Annotated in this window: 4 protein-coding genes; 2 read left to right on the top strand and 2 right to left on the bottom strand. The window is 65.7% G+C overall.

Features of this window, described 5'->3' with window-relative positions; translation table 11 throughout:
• Window positions 1–920: 920 nt before the first annotated feature.
• A complete protein-coding gene (locus QCZ28_RS17400; RefSeq protein WP_279517616.1) occupies window positions 921–5,324 on the bottom strand; it encodes a LamG-like jellyroll fold domain-containing protein in 4,404 nt (1,467 codons plus the stop codon).
• Between the two features lie 323 nt (window positions 5,325–5,647).
• Here QCZ28_RS17400 and QCZ28_RS17405 point away from each other — a divergent pair, with 323 nt between their 5' ends.
• Together QCZ28_RS17405 and QCZ28_RS17410 are read left to right on the top strand one after the other, a co-directional pair.
• Entirely contained in the window at window positions 5,648–12,667 is a 7,020-nt protein-coding gene (locus tag QCZ28_RS17405; protein WP_279517617.1) for an RHS repeat-associated core domain-containing protein, read from the top strand.
• Window positions 12,668–12,833: 166 nt separating this feature from the next.
• A complete protein-coding gene (locus QCZ28_RS17410) occupies window positions 12,834–13,307 on the top strand; it encodes a DUF4265 domain-containing protein (RefSeq protein ID WP_279517618.1) in 474 nt (157 codons plus the stop codon).
• A gap of 623 nt (window positions 13,308–13,930) precedes the next feature.
• On the opposite strand, the gene QCZ28_RS17415 is transcribed toward QCZ28_RS17410, so the two are convergent.
• Window positions 13,931–15,910 (bottom strand): hypothetical protein, encoded by a 1,980-nt coding sequence (locus tag QCZ28_RS17415; RefSeq protein WP_279517619.1) that lies wholly within the window; start codon window positions 15,908–15,910, stop codon window positions 13,931–13,933.
• Between the last annotated feature and the right edge of the window lie 24 nt (window positions 15,911–15,934).

The raw sequence follows: 15,934 nt of genomic DNA on the forward strand, positions 1-15,934 counted from the left end.
TTGTTGTTCCCGGGAGGGCTGGCGTCGGCCGGCGTCCCGGTTTCGCCTAAGGTCGCGTCGGTGGGCGTGCTGCAGATCGATGTGGAGCGTTGCGGGGGAGCATGCTGGAGTCCGCCGCTGCTCTGACCAGGCACTTCAAGCTGGTGAACTCTTCGGCGAATCCGAAGGCGTCAGCGCTGGCACCGCTGCGGAGGCGGTAGGGGCGGCGGCCGCTCATCTGGGCTTGTGCGGAGCCAGCCGTTAGGGGGTGTTAGCTTACGGCTCCCTTGATCAGGAGAAGTGAGACTTCTAATGCATGACTCTCAGGCCGCCCTCGGTCCCTCTGTTGGTTCGAAACCGCGGCGTCGGTGGATCGGTTTGGCGGCGGCGTCGGTTGTTCTGCTCGCTCTGATGGGTGGCGCCGCGTTTTACTGGCAGCTAGCCGGCCGTGGGGATGAAGACCCGGGGGTGACGGGATGCCGGTCGGCGGGGATGTTGGTTCGCGCCGAGAACGGGCAGATAGCGCCCGCTGATGAGCTGCGGCGATTGGGTGAGCTGTTCGAACGCTCGGCTCACGAGGACGTGAAGTCTGCGGGCGTGACGGCGGTGGGAATGGTGCAGCGTGTGCAAGACCCCCGCAGTACGGGTCCGGGAGGGGACTTCCTTCGCGCCCAGTTGGGTCAAGCCATTCCGGCGATGATCGCTGCCTGCGGTAACCACCAGGTCGCCGTGAAGGCATAGCACGGGTCGGTATCAATTGCCTCTGAGCGGTGGCGTCGGTCCAATGCAGGGCCTTGCGCAAGCATCGATCAGGAAGGGCAGTGGGATTCGCGGGGTTTCTTCTCGCGACGTGAGTGGCGTGGTGCCTCTGCACTCACTCGTTGATCTGAATGTGGGGTGGGGCCGGGCACCGCGGTGCCCGGCCCCCACCCCACGGTGGTTCACCAGTCGCTAGCGATCTGTGCGCGGGTGCTCAGCAGGCCGTTGGCGGCACCGGGGTACATCCAGAGGACCCCGGTCGAGTTCTCCCTGGCGATGACGTCCGGCTTGCCGTCGCGGTTGAAGTCGGTGAGCCCGAATGAGGTGTAGCCACCCCAGCCGATCCCCGCCTGCGTTACGGTGCCAGCCGGAAAGTCGTAGAGCCGCAGGATGCCGGTGCTCGTCAGTCGGGTGTATACGTCTGGTGTGGCGTCACCGATGACGTTGGCGATACCGAACGTTGTGAAGTCCGTCGTCCATCCTTCGCCGATCGCTAGCCTGGTCGCCTTGCCGCCCTTCAGGTCGCCGGGGTAGTTCCACATCTCACCGGTCGAGCTCACGGTGATGACGTCTTGGTATCCGTCTCTGTTCCAGTCGACGACGCCGAAGGGGCGGTAGCTGCACCAGCCGGTGCCGAGGAACGTTGGCTGAGGGCTGAGGTCATCGGCTGTGCCGAGGAAGGCTTGAAGGTTGCAGGAGGTGTTGTCTCGAACCACTAGGTCTTGGTATCCGTCGTGGTCCATGTCCGCGATGCCGAACATGGTGAACTGGCTCCACCCCGTGGATATGAGGCGGGGGGTGGGGTTCAGTTGCGTGTTTTGCTTGCGATACCTCCACAGGTTCCCACTGGTGTCGGCGGCATAGACATCGGTCTCGGCCGTACCAGTGCCGGGCGGCGTCCACATGGTCGCCCCGAACGGCGTGAGAGACCCGGTCTTGGTGGTGTTGCTCGCCCCTACCTGCGTGGCTGTGAGCGCTCGTTTCCACACCTGGAGGTTGCTGATTTTTCCCGCGTAGAAGGCGGTGGGTGCAGCCTGGTACTTGTACCGACCCACCACGAACTTTCCGGTGCTCGGCCAGGTCGGCGTCGCGGTGAACAGGGCGGTGCCCTTCAGCACGCCGTTGACGAAGAGGGAAAGCGTCCGGGTTTCGGCGTTGTAAGTGGCGACCAGGTGCGTCCAGACGCCCAGTGCAGTGCCGGCTGGGGTTACGACCTGCGCGTAGGACCAGCCGCTGTCAGCGTTGCCCATGCCGAAGCGCCAGGTGTTGTCGGCCTCGTTGTTCCAAAGAAGAAAGCGTGACGCGCTTGCTCCATCCTCGGACGCGATGACTCCTCCGGCCGCGGTTGGCTTCACCCAGGCCGAGAGGCTGAACGACTTTGTCGTATCGATCAGGAGCTCGCTTCGTGACAGCTCACCCTTGAGACCGGTGTTCGGGGCCGCTGTTGCGGGGTCCATGTTCAGCATGAGGCTTGGGCTGAACATGTCCCCGCTGCGCCATTGCGCGCCACTGGTGGTGGCGGTGAGGGTCTTGCCGCCGGTGGAGTCGACAGCGCTCGTGGCGGCTCCGTCGCTGCCGTTGGCGGTGCCGTCGTTAAATAGCCAGGTGTGTTGTGAGGTGATCAGCGATTGGGCCGGCTGGGCCTCGATGGGGTTAGGGCTGGTCGTCGGACGCACGAGCCAGGATGTGGCGGTTCCGCTGGCGCCGACGGCCCACAGATCCGGATTGGTGTCGCTGTTGATGTTGGCGGCTCGCAGGGTCAGATTCGCTGCCTTGTTCCAGTTCACGGTAGCGAGGGTGCGGGTGCTGTAGGTGAGTTGGGCGGTGTCGAAGTCGAAGCTGAGGTTGGTCCAAAGGTGCAACCCGCCGGTGGTGCGGTTCCAGAGAAACATGGTGGTGCCGGTAGCGGTTTGGGCGGTGGCGAGTGTCCAGTTGTTCCAGTCGGTGCCACCGGTAGGGGTCAGCGCGGTGGTACGGGTGGCTTGTTGGTAGCCGCCGGGATACCCGGTCGGGTAGTAGGTGAGGTAGTAACCGCTGGTGCTGTTGCCGCTGGTGCCGATGAGGTCCGGGTATGGGGAGTCGACGTGGCGGGTGTCGCCCGCGTTGACGATCTGGATGGGCGAGGTACCGGCTTCGTCGAGGAGTGACTCGCGCTGGATCAGGGCTTGTTGGTCGCCACCTCCCTCCGGCTGAATCACGGAGCCGTCACCGTTGGCGTGCAGCATGACCCCGTTACCCGCAGTGGGGTGGTAGACCAGGATGTCCTGCAGACCGGTGCCAAAGAAGTGACCGGAAAGCACCTGGGAGCCGTCGTAGTCGGCGGCGGTGCTTTCAGTGGCGACGCCGGTGCCCTCTGCGCCGATATTGGTGATGTTCGGGTTGACGCCGAGCCCTCCGTTGTTCTCGGCGAGCCAGAGCCCTGACGACAGGTTGTTGGTCGCTCCTGGGGTGATCAGGTCCGCCTTGCCGTCGCCGGTCATGTCGCCGTCGGGGGCGGCTGCGGCCGGGTCGGCATTGAACATTTTCAGCGCGGTGTCGCCGGCGTTGCCGCCAGCGGAGATGCCGGTAACGACGAGGGTGTTGGTGTATCGGGTGGGCTTAAGCGTGATTGAGGCGTTGCCGGCCGACGCGGCGATGATGATTGGTGGGGCGCTGTTCAGCTGGTAGCTGTAGCTGGTGGGGGTGCTGCCGCTGCTCGGCGCGGTGACCGCGAAGGTGACTGGTTGGCCGACGACGATAGGAGCGTCGGGGGAAGACAGTTCGACCTCGGGCTTGCCGGTGCGAGTGGGGTCGAACGTGAACTTGCAGGTGACCGACCAATCGCTTGGAGTGCGGAAGTCGGTGGCCTGGACCCTCCAGGAAAAGCTGGTCACCACGCCCGTGCCGGGAACCGTGTAGCCCGCGTACTTCCGCAACTCGCTCTGCGGAATGACGAGGACGGCGGTGCTGCCGGAGGAGGCGGTGAGCTTGCTGGGGTCTGATGTGGCGACGCTCGCGCCGTCGCTGGTGCGGGTGACCTTGAAGCTGACGCCGAGAACGCCACCGTTGCGGTCGGAGACCGGCGCGTACAGCGACACCGAGGAATCGCCGACCACCGTTGGTGTTGCCGCCGTGCATGAGGTTGTCGGGGAGGTCTTCAGGCCGGTTGGCGTGTTGGGCTTGTGGTTGTAGAGGATCTCCAACGTGGGACTGTTTTCCTGGAACTCCTTCCAACTCTTGGCGTCGCTGGCCTCATTGGCGGCCTTCATCCAGAGCGTTCTCGTTCCCCTCTTGTCCGCCACGTCCCGTTCTACCTGTGCTTTGACATCGAAGGAGACCGGTAGGGCCTCGCATCCGCTGTATCCGTAGGCGAAGCTCTTGCTGGCCGCGAGCGGGCCGTTGCTTTGGTCGTCCCAGAAGTTCCAGGTCGCGTTTCCCGCGCTGAGCGTCGTGGCTGGGGCGTAGACGTTGACCGTCTTCGCCGTGCAGTTCCACGACCGGGTGTTCGTGATCTTGAAAGTCGCGGAGCTGATTTCGGCGTTGGCGAGTGTGGCGTGCGGGATGGCGAAGTTGATGAGTGTGTTGGAACGTTGCTCTCCGGAGTTGCCGACCTGCATCCGGTTGTACGGGTCGGGCGTGTTCATCCAGTAGTTCGATGATGGGTGCTGGTAGGAGATGCTGGCCCACCCGCCGCGGCCGGATCCCGTGGGCGTCCAGTTGAATGTGGGGTCGATATAGACGGGGTAGACGGTCTTCGTGTCGGTGAGGAGCCTCCGGTCCGGGGTGAGTTCAAGTTTTCCGGTGCTGATCTTCACCTTGATCGGAGCAGTTCGGGCGGTGCGTCCCGGAGTGATGGGGGACGAGGTCGCCGCGCCGCGGGCGGCGGTGCCACCGGTGGCGTCGGCGGAGGAGTCCCACATGATCGGGGCGGGAGCGGTGATGACGGGCATACCGGATCGGTCTCGGCCGGCGATGTTGCCGTCCGCGTCGGCGGAGAGGGCGAACCCGGTGGCCTCGGTACTCATAGCAAGGGTGGTGAGCTGCGGGTTTGCCGCCGCCTCCGGGGTATGCACCACGAAGACGTGGGAGAAGGCGCCGTCCTGGCCCACGGTGACGTTCAGGTCGACGTCGGGAAGCACGCCCGGGTAGGTGGCCGTGGCCCCGGACAGGGTGGGGGTGGGGAGTGGTAGCGGTGCGCCAAAGGTCAGCGCGCGGTCGCCGGAAATCATCTCCGCCAGAGGTTCCGTGCCCCCTGGGGACAGACGGACCTCGTTGGTGGTCAGCGTGGAGGTGATGCTGCCGTCGGCGTGCCGGACGAGCGTTGGATTCAGCGCCTCCCACTTGCCGTCGACCCAGCTTCGGGTCGGCCCGGCGGACTGGGTCAGCTGGATTTGGCCATCAGGCCGAGCGGTGACGACGGATGTCGACGTGCCAGACGCGGTTGCCTCGACTGGCTGGCCGGTGCGTCGAGCCTCAGCTACCGCCTGGTCAATGCCCAGCGACGGGGGAGCGGAGCGTTGCGCCGACTGGGCGCTCGCTGGCTTGGCCACGGCGGGTGCAGGGTTGTGGCAGTTGACGGCGGCGGTGAGGAACAGGCTTGCCGCCACCGCGGATGCTGCTACTCGCGTCCGTTGTAGAGGACGGTTTCCGGGCATGAAGAGGGGTCTCCCCGTGGGTCAGAGGGCGTGCCGGTGCACGCTCAGTGGCGGGCACAGTGAAGCAGCCAGGTCGGCATGCGGGAACGCCGTGCGTCGGACCGGGGTGTCCCTTTAGGGGACTCTTCGGCAGGTCTGACCAACCCCAGACGATCTTTCGTTATGGTCCCGTGACCTGCGCTGCCTCGGGACGTGAAACATTGTTCGCGCCACGGGGGTGTGCGACCTGACACCCTGCGTGGTTTTTGTCGGTCATCACTCAGGCTGGGGTTCGCATGGTCAGGCACGGTGGATCACGGCTGCTGACACAGCGCAGGCGTCTGGTCGCGCTTTTCTCAGTGGCGGCGGTCGCCGCAGGAACGCTGACGGGGACGCCGGCGACTGCGAGCCCGGACGGTCCCGCCCGGCCACCGGTGCCGTCACCGGGCAGGTCGGTCAAGGGTGTCAAGCCCCTGCCCAGCACGTTCGTGACCCCACGCGACGCGGCGAAGAACAACTACCGGCCCACGCGCACCACCTGGCCGAAAGCGGCCGCCGCCCAGGTCGACCTGCTCACCCCCAGCGCCCGTACCTCGGCCCCGGTCAAGACCCACGCCGAGGGCACCCCGGTCTGGGTGCAGCCGGTAACCAAGCCAGGCGCCGCCTACGACGGCCCGACGCACGTCGACGTACGAGTGCTCGACCGCGCGCTGACCGAATCCGCTGGCATCGACGGCGTACTGGTCAGCGTCGCATCCTCGGCGACGCCAGCCTCGACGGCGGTCAAGGACGCATCGGTACGGGTCGGCATCGACTACGACGACTTCGCTGAGGCCTACGGCGGCAACTACGGCCTCCGGCTCAAGCTGGTCCGACTGCCTGCCTGTGCACTGACGACCCCGAAGCTGGCACAGTGCCGCACCGTCGAGCCGTTGGCCGCGACCAACGACGCAGCGGCGAAGACGGTTTCGGCAGAAATCCCGGTCAGTTCCGCGTCGGCGCAGGCCGGCTCGGCGAGCTCTGCCCCCTTTGTTCTGGCGGCGGTGGCCGGCGCTGGCGACGAGGGTGGTGCCGGCGGCACCTACGCGGCAACGGATCTGAAGCCGTCAGGTTCATGGAACGCCGGCGGCAGCACCGGGTCCTTCAGCTACTCCTACCCGTTGACGGTCCCGCCGAGCCGCTCGAAGCTCGCACCGCAATTGGCCCTGTCGTACGACTCGAGTGCCGTCGACGGGCAGACCTCCGCCACCAGCGCTCAGGCGTCCTGGGTGGGCGACGGCTGGTCAACCCCCCGCAACTACGTCGAGCAGACCTTCGTCTCCTGCGAAGACGAGCCGGGTGGCAGCGCCTCGCCAAAGGAAACCTTCGATCGCTGCTACACCGGACCCATCCTGACGCTGTCGCTGAACGGCTCGTCGACGTCAATGATCTGGGATGCCGGCAAGAAGACCTGGAAGCTGCGAAACGACAACGGCTCGGTCGTCACCCAGGTGACCAACTCGAACAACGGCAGCGGCACGTACAACACCGACTACTGGCGGATCACGGAGCCCGACGGCACGACATACGAGTTCGGCCGCAACCGGCTGCCCGGTTGGGTCGCCAACAAACCGGAAACCAAGTCGGTGGACTACGTACCGGTCTACTCGCCGCACGACGGCGACCCCTGCTACAACTCCGCCGGCTTCGCCTCCTCAGTGTGCACCATGGCCTACCGATGGAACCTTGACTACGTCAAGGACGTCCACGGCAACGCCATGGCCTACTACTACAAGCAGGCCACCAACTACTACGGCCGCAACGAGGGCACCACCGACGTCCCCTACATCCGTGACAGCTGGCTCACCCGCATCGACTACGGCTTCACTGACAACAACGCCTTCGGCACCGTGCCGAACCAGGTTGTCTTCACCACCGGTGACCGCTGCCTCTCAGGTACCTGCCAGCCCTTGAACGCCGCCAACAAGGCCAACTGGCCCGACGTACCGTTCGACCTGATCTGCAATGAGGGAACCGACTGCAAGTCCTGGAGCCCCTCCTTCTTCTCCACCGTTCGCCTCACCTCCATCCAGACCCAGCAGTACGACACCGCCACCAGCAAATATCTGCCGGTTGACTCATACGCGCTGGCCCACACGATCCCGCCCACCCTCGACGTCACCGCCCCGACCCTCTGGCTGAGTTCCATCACCCGCACCGGCCACGACCTCACCTCCGGCGGATCGACCACCCCGATCAGCCTGCCCTCGGTGTCGTTCACCAGTGTCAAACTCCCCAACCGGGTCGACACCACAGGTGGCCTACCCTCATTCTTCCGGCAGCGCGTCGAGACCGTGACCACCGAAACCGGCTCGGTCATCACCGCCAGCTACGAGCTACCGGAACCCTGCACCGCGCCCGTCAGCGTCAGTCCGGCCTCGAACACCAAGTCCTGCTACCCCGTGTACTGGACCCCCGAAGGACTCACCGACCCGCTGCGGGACTGGTTCCACAAGTACGCCGTCACCCGTGTCACGGCCACCGACCCAACCGGTGGAGCCCGGATCACGTCGACGAATTACAAGTACCTCAACGGCGCGGCGTGGCGCTATGACGACAATGAAGTGGTCAAGGCCAAGTACCGCACCTACGGCCAATTCCGCGGCTACGGCAGGGTCGAGACCCGCAACGGTGATGGGGTCAACGATCCGTACACGCTGACGACGTCCACCTACTACCGCGGCATGTCAAAGAACAACAACAGCACCGTCGTCAACGTCACCGACTCCGCCGGAGGAGCCCACGAGGACGTCGACCAACTCGCCGGCCGCGAGCTCGAGACCACCACCTACCGTGGCGACGGAGGCCCGGTAGAGACATCCGCAGTCACCTCCTACTGGGTGTCCGAGGCGAGCGCGACGCGGTCCCGCGCAGGCCTTTCCGCGCTGACGGCCAACAAGATGGCGCCGATCCAGACCTGGACCCGCCAGGCAGTCACCACCACCGGCGCCACCACGTGGCGCTACAGCCAAACCGACAAGGCCTACGACACGTCCGTCGACTCGCCGACCTTCGGGCTACTCAGGCACTCCTACGACCACACCGTGCCGACCAACCCGGCCTACGACCGGTGCACCACCACCGAGTACGCGCCCGCCAACGCAGCCAAGAACATCACCGGGCTGATCAGTCAGGTCGAGACCGTGTCGGTGGCCTGCGGCGGCTTCACCCAGGGATCACCCGCCTCCCAGCCCGGCAGCATCAACACCCTCACCGCTCCGGCCGCCGTCAACCGGCCGGCGCAGGTCGTCTCGCACCTGCGGACCTACTACGACGACCCGAGCTTCGCCACGGCTTTCCCGCAGACCACCGCACCGACCGCGGGCAACGTGACCATGGTGCGCAAGGCGTCGGACTACGTCTCCGGCGCCTACGTCTACCAGACCACCGACCGCGCCGAATTCGACTCCTACGGCCGGAGCACCGCGTTCTACGACGCGAACGGCAATAAGACCACCACCACCTACACGGACAACACCGTCGGCCTCACCACCGGCATCTCCACCACCAACGCCGAAGGCCACACCTCCTCCACGACCGTCACGCCGATGCGGAACCTGACCACCGTCGCCACCGACGCGAACCTGGTGTCGACCCGTCGGCAATTCGACGCGCTCGGTCGCATCAAGGCGGTATGGGCGGCAGGCCGTGCCACCAGCAACCCGCCCCACCACCGCTACACCTACACCGTGCAAAAGACCGGACCGACCGCGACGACGACCGAGACGTTGAACAACATCGGCGGCTATGCCACGTCCACGGTCATCTACGACGCCCAGCTGCGGGTCCGCCAGACGCAGACCACCAGCCCGACCACCGGCCGCCTCATCACCGACAACTTCTACGACAGCCGAGGCTGGGTCCGCGCCACCTACAACGGCTGGTGGGACGCCGCCAACAACCCCGGCACCACCCCGGTCTCCGCCACCGACCTGAAAAAGACGGTCTACAACCAGACCTTCAACACCTACGACGGAGCCGGTCGAATCACCCTGACCGAAAGCGCCCGCGACAACCAGGTCGTCTCCTCCACCAGGACCGTCTACAACGGCGACCGCACCACAGTCATCCCACCGGCCGGCGGCACCACCACCGCCACCATCACCGACCCGATGGGCCGCACCGAGAAGGTCCTCCAGTACACGTCGGCGCCAACCCTGAACCGCCCCGCGAACGCCGTCACCGGCACCTACTACCTCACCGGCGGAACCACCGTCGCCACCAGCTACGGCTACGACGAGCACGGCAACCAGTCGAGCCTCACCGACGCCGACAACAACCCGTGGAGCAGCCAATTCGACCTGCTCGGCCGGGTGACCAGCAAAACAGATCCGGACGCCGGAACCAGCAGCACCAAGTACGACGCGGCCGGCAACGTCACCGAATCCACCGACGCCCGTCTCAAGACCGTCTCGTACACCTACGACAAGATCAACCGGAAGACCGGTAGCTACGCAGCCGCCGCCTCCGCCCAGACATCAGCAAACCGGCTCGCGTCATGGGTGTACGACAACGACAACTCCGCGGTCCTGAACATGGAGAACCCCGTCGGCAAGCTGACCACGGTCACCGCCTACCGCCAGGGCGCCGCCTACGTCACGCAGTACAAGGGATTCACCGCATTCGGCGCTTCCACCGGGGAGGCGATCACGATCCCCGCCGCCGACGGAGTGCTGCTCGCCAACACCTACAACTTCGGCCACAAGTACCTCGCCGTAACCGGCAAGCCGTACAGCAACACCTACGAGGCCAAGGGCGGCCTGCCGTCGGAGACGGTCACCTACGGCTACACCAGCGCCTTGGAGTTGCCCAACACGGTCGGCAGCCTCCTGGGGGCCTACGGCAATTCGACCTACTACGACGCCTGGGGCCGGGTCACCGGTGGCGGGATCAACGCGAGCAACAGCCAGGCGACGCTCCTCAACGTCTACGACGAGCACACCAGTCGACTGAAGCAACAGAAGATCACCAAGACGACGACCACCACCAAGGACGTCGGCCAGCGCAACTACGAGTACGACCTGTTCGGCAACATCATCAAGCAGGTCGAGACCCGCTCCGATCCCACCGCAGCCGCTGAAACCCAGTGCTACTCGTACGACTCGCTGCGCCGAATGACGTCCGCCTGGACAGCTAAAGACGGCTGCGCGACCAAGCCGAGCACCGGTAACCGCTCGATGATCGGCAGTGGAATCGGATCCACCAGCGCCTACTGGACCGAGTGGAACCTGGACTCGCTGGGCAACCGCAAGACCCAGAAGCAGTACTCCACCAGCGGCGGCACCGACACCACTACCGATTACGCCTACAACGGCAACGGGAAGAAGCAGCCCCACACACTGACCAGCACCACCACCACCGGCGGCCTGACTGGCACTACCGCCTACAGCTACGACCAATCAGGCAACATGGTCACGCGCAGCGCGGGCCAGGGTAGCCAGACACTCACCTGGGACAACACCGGGGAGCTGACCGCCGTCACCGGCGGCACCGGCGGCACCAGCTCGTTCCTGTACGGCGCCGACGGCAACCTGATGATCCAAAAGGATCCGGGGAAAACCACCCTGTACCTGCCAAACCAGCAGATCACCCTCAACACCACCACGCAGACCCTCACCGGCGTGCGGTACTACCCGCTACCCAACGGCGCCACCGCCATCCGCACAGGCACCGGCACCAACTACAGCTACATGCTCCCCGACCACCAGGGCACACCGAGCCTCTACCTCAACAACACCGCCCAAGTCCCGACCTGGCGCCAGTACACCCCCTACGGCAACCCACGCGGAGCCACCGTAACCGCCCCAGACAACCGCGGCTTCCTCAACCAACCACTCAACACCAACACCGGCCTGACCCAGGTCGGCGCACGCAACTACGACCCCACCATCGGCCGCTTCGTCTCACTCGACCCCCTGCAGGACCTGGCAGATCCACAACAGTGGAACGGTTACGCCTACGCCAACAACTCACCAGTCACCTCCAGCGACCCCAGCGGACTGATCCCGGCAGACTGCGCCGAATTCGACTGCTACGGCTACAGCCCGACCACCGGCTGTCCCGGAGGCTGCGGCACCCCCGAGAACGAAGCATGGGGTGCGAGCAACGGCAGCACTGGAAGCGCGCCCACCAAGCGAAACGACGTCCGGATCCTCGCTCGCACCATCCGCGTGCCCGAGACCGTACCGCTGGAGGAATTCACCCGTCGCTGGAACGAACAGCGCGGCGAATGGTTCGGACGCGAGTTCTTCTCCAACGCTGAATTGCAGGCCAACGACGAACGCGCCCTCGCCATGAACATCTGTCACGAGATGGGCCGCCCTGGAGGGTGCCAACAGTGGATTGAAGACCTCTACAACCCGTACATCGACTTCCTTGCCGCGACCTTGCCTAGCGACGACCTCATTCCAGGTGGAGCTGGAGCACTCGGCGCTGTGGGAAGCGCGGGACGCGGAGCTGGGCCCGCAGGCGGTGGGAAGCCCCCTGCTGCGGGCGGTTGCAAGAGCTTCAGCGGAGACACCCAGGTGCTGATGGCCGATGGCACTACCAAACGGCTGGACGAGATCGACGCCGGCGACGAAATCCTCGCTGCCGACCCGGAAAGCGGCGAACACGGGCCACGGGTGGTCGAGCATGTCTGGGTGCACCCCGACGAACTGATCGACCTTGAAATAGGCGGATCGGTTCTCACCACTACCGGAGACCACCCCTTCTGGAACCACTCCGACCGGCAATGGCAACGGGCCGACCAGCTTGACCGAGGCGACCTGGTGTTAAGCCCTGATGGTCCCATTCGAGCCGTTGGTGGTGTACGCCCCGCGTCGACTCGTTCCGCATTGGCCTACAACCTGACTGTAAGCGGTATTCACACGTACTACGTGCTCGCCGGCAACATTCCGGTACTTGTGCACAACACCAATACGCCGATCGGATGCGGACCCAACGGTGAAGCAATTTATGACATCCCCGCCGGCTCGAGCGGCGGCCCGGGCGCGAACCAGCGAATCCCGCCTCGGATGCTTCGGGACTATGATGTCGGCGTAAACGCCGCACCGGGAAGCACTGCGCCGCTGTGTTCATACTGCCGAACGAACTCGGCGACATCGATCGATCATGTCCAGCCACGCAGCAGGGGCGGCGATCTAACCGACGCGAACACGACCCCAGCCTGCACGGCTTGCAACAGCTCCAAGGGGGCACGGGTTGCCCCCGTTAACCCTCCAGCAAACTACACCGGCCCGTGGCCGCCGCCCTGGTGGCCGTCTGGGATGCGCTAGTGGGCGGTTAGAATTAACGACGTGGACCTGGCGAGCTGAGGCTAACCGCTCATGCTGGCCGGGTTCCCGCCTTTTGGTGGCTCTCTGAGGGGGCAAGTCCGTTGACGGTTGTAGACCATGGTGCAGATAGTGATTCCGCTAACGGAGTGCCGGAGGGAGAACTGTCATGAAATTCGTTACCCACGAGGCGCCTGTTCTCAGGAGTGAGAGCAATTACATCTCCAGGGTGGATCTAGAGCGATTTGGATTCCCAGGCCTGTTTGAGCAGGTGTGGCTCCGCCAACGGGAAGATGGGCTCTTTGAGCTCTGCTGCATCCCGTTTCGTATCTACGGTTTGGCACTTCGAGATGTGGTCCGGGCGACGCCAGATGGTTCTCTTGTGGTCGAAATTGCTCAGCCCTCCGGGGCGAGGGTGCTGAGAGTCCTTCTAGCCCCGGACCAAGGGCATTTGGAGACTGGGCGTCAGAGGATTGAGACTGCCACTCGCGACGCGGGCTTGCTCTTTGAGTGGAGCGGCGACCGCCACATCGCAGTGGACGTCCCGGTCGGTGCAGACGTCGATAGGTTGCTTAGGGTGGTTTTCGAGGAGGAGAACGCTGGGGCGAACTGGGAGTGGGCTGATGTTGAGCCCTTCCGATGACACCCGGCGATGAAGGTCGAGCAGTGCGGCGTGACCTCCCAGTAGAGGTCGCAGTGGTCAGGCGTGTTGCTCCAGGGTGGCCGTCGCCGGCCGGCGTCTCGGTTCGCCTAACGCCACGCCTGTAGGTCTGGTGTGGATCGATGTGAAGCATCGCGGGCGAGCCTGCTGAAGTCCGTCACGGTTCCGTCATTTGAGACGCCGATCCCATGGGCGGCGCCGTGACCAGGCCCTTCAAGCTGGAGACCTCTTCGGCGCACCCGAAGGCGTCAGCACCGACACCTCCGCTCAACAGGCCGGCGCTCACCCTTTCCATCGGCGGCCAGGAATGTGCCCGCTAGCGGCCAGCTAGTTCCCCGCCGCGGTGGTGGTTGGTTAGTTGAAGGGCTTGACCCCTTGTCCGTTGGAGCCACCCTCGACACTGGAACCGTCAGACGGCGTCACAGATCCGGCGACCGAAAACCACCATGTATCCGCCGTACGTTGAGTAAGGCCGGTTCTAGATTCTCGCTGGACCCCGGTGGTCGCGCTACGGCCCCGCCGCGCTGACCTCGCGCGGCATCCGTTCGACGAGGGCAAGATGTTCCGCGGGATCGGGGCTCTCGGCGAGTGGTTGGCCGGCGCGGTCAGCTCGACTGCGGTCTACCTACGCTGCGTATCGGGCGGCCTTCCGGGGTCAAGCCGAAGCGCAGGATGGTTTCGCGCTGCGTGTCGTCGAGGCCGGTGACCGGCCAGTCTCGCAATGCCCGGAGGGCGAAGCCGTCGCCGCACACCACCGCTCGTAGCAGCTCGGCAGGGTCTTCTTCGCGGGCCAGCATTGCCGCCCAGTGCCGGGCACCCCGCCGGCTGAACGTCGCCAACTCTCGCAGGGCCCGTCGATCGCCCCGCCGTTCGTAGAGCATGGCCAGCCGCCGCCGGACGTAGGTGTCGTTGGAGTTGATCGCGTGGTGCAGCAGTCCCTCAAGGTCGTCGGCTTCGAGTAGGGCGTCGGCGCGGTTCCGGGACGGGCTGATGAGGCCGACCTTCAGCGTCGGGGTTGGCGGCGACGGAGGTGTTCGAGGAGGCGGCGGCAGAACCCGGGGCGGTCGGCGTGGCGGCATAGACAGCCGGGACTCAGCCTGTTTCGCCCGCTGCGCGAAAGCCGACGCCTGCGGGAAAAGGAGCCTATCGCGGGCCTCTTGCGCCAGTCGGCTGAATTCTTCCCGGCCGAAGTCGGCCTCTGCCAGCGCGGTCCACACCCCTGCAGGGAGCGGCTCGTAGTGCCGCTGGAGGCGGGCGTAATCCAGCAGTGGATCGAACAGCCGGTACCCGGTAGCGCGGGGCAGCGGCGGCGCCAGCGCCCACACGGCGTCTTCCAGCGGAGTTGTCGCCTTCCGTAACGCTGGCTCGAACCAGTCGTCGATGCTCGGCGGCCGTGTGAGATAGCACGCCGAACAACTCTTTAGCAGGTCACGCACCAGCGGCGCGCCGCCCGGCACGCCGATGCCAAGCCGAGCCAAATCGATCGCGGCGGTCAGCACCGCACTCGTCTGCCGCTCATGCGCGTTACGCCACAGCCCGAGCGCCCACTTGGCGCCCGCGAGTATCTGCGACGGGCTGAAGCCGGTCTGCTGGAGCGCGGCGGCCAGCACCCGGTCCGCGGCGGCGAGACGGGCAGCTTCATCTAGTTCCGCCCCGGTCCAATCCTCACTGACGTGCACCACAGCGCCAGCCCTTCTGGCGAGTTCCCGGAGCTGCCGGGGCGACTCGGTCTCCGGCTGATGCCACATGGTGACAACAACGACCCGCCGTCCGACCGCTCCGCGCTGGTGGAGCGCCGCGAGGGCGATCTCCGCGAGCTGAGGAGGGTTGTCCGTGAGGTCCAGATTATCCAGCCACAGGACGCAGTCTCCAGTCGGATCGTCCCCGTCGCTCAGTCGCTGGACCTGGCGTCGGTCGCGCAGATCCACAAGAAACCAGTCGCCTAGTTCTCGCGACACCGCCTCCCACGCCGAGCGTGACTTACCGGTGCACGACCGCCCCACCACGAGGACCGCACCCGACTCCCGCTGCACCGCCGCGCGCAAGGTGCCCAGCAATGCGTCGTCGTGCTCCCGCGTGACATAGGTCGGAGGCACCTGCGGCTCGCGCCGGCCATGCATCCACAGCGTCAGCGGCGACGTCGACGGCGGCAGGAACGCGGCCGGGTGGACGCCCATCTCCACGGCTTCGCGGTCACGCACCAGTGGCCAGAGCGCAGCGCCAGCCGGCCGGACGGGCCTGTCCAGTACCTGGCTCCGCGGCCGTCCCGCCTCCTGCGGTCGATTTGCCGCCCGGGCGGCCTGAAGCAATTCCCGCCACCAGGGCCACAGGCGTTGCGGGCGCTGAGCCCTGCGCTCAGCGATCGGCTGCAGGTACTCGATTAGAAACTTGATGGCACGCTCACTGCGGGGCACCGACCTGCCGCGGAACCAGTCGCTCAGCGTCTTCTCGTTGAGCGTGATCCCTTGCTCGTCCGCCGCTCTGATCAGCATCTGGCGTCCCGGGAGCCGGGCACCGTCGTACAGGGCTTGCAGTTCCGCGGCGAACCGGACCACCTCCGCTGGCGCCTCCCTGACGATCTTCACGCGCCCGGTTCCTGAACATCAGCG

Origin of the sequence: Micromonospora sp. DH14, assembly GCF_029809455.1 — a bacterium.
GTDB classification, from domain to species: domain Bacteria; phylum Actinomycetota; class Actinomycetes; order Mycobacteriales; family Micromonosporaceae; genus Micromonospora; species Micromonospora parva.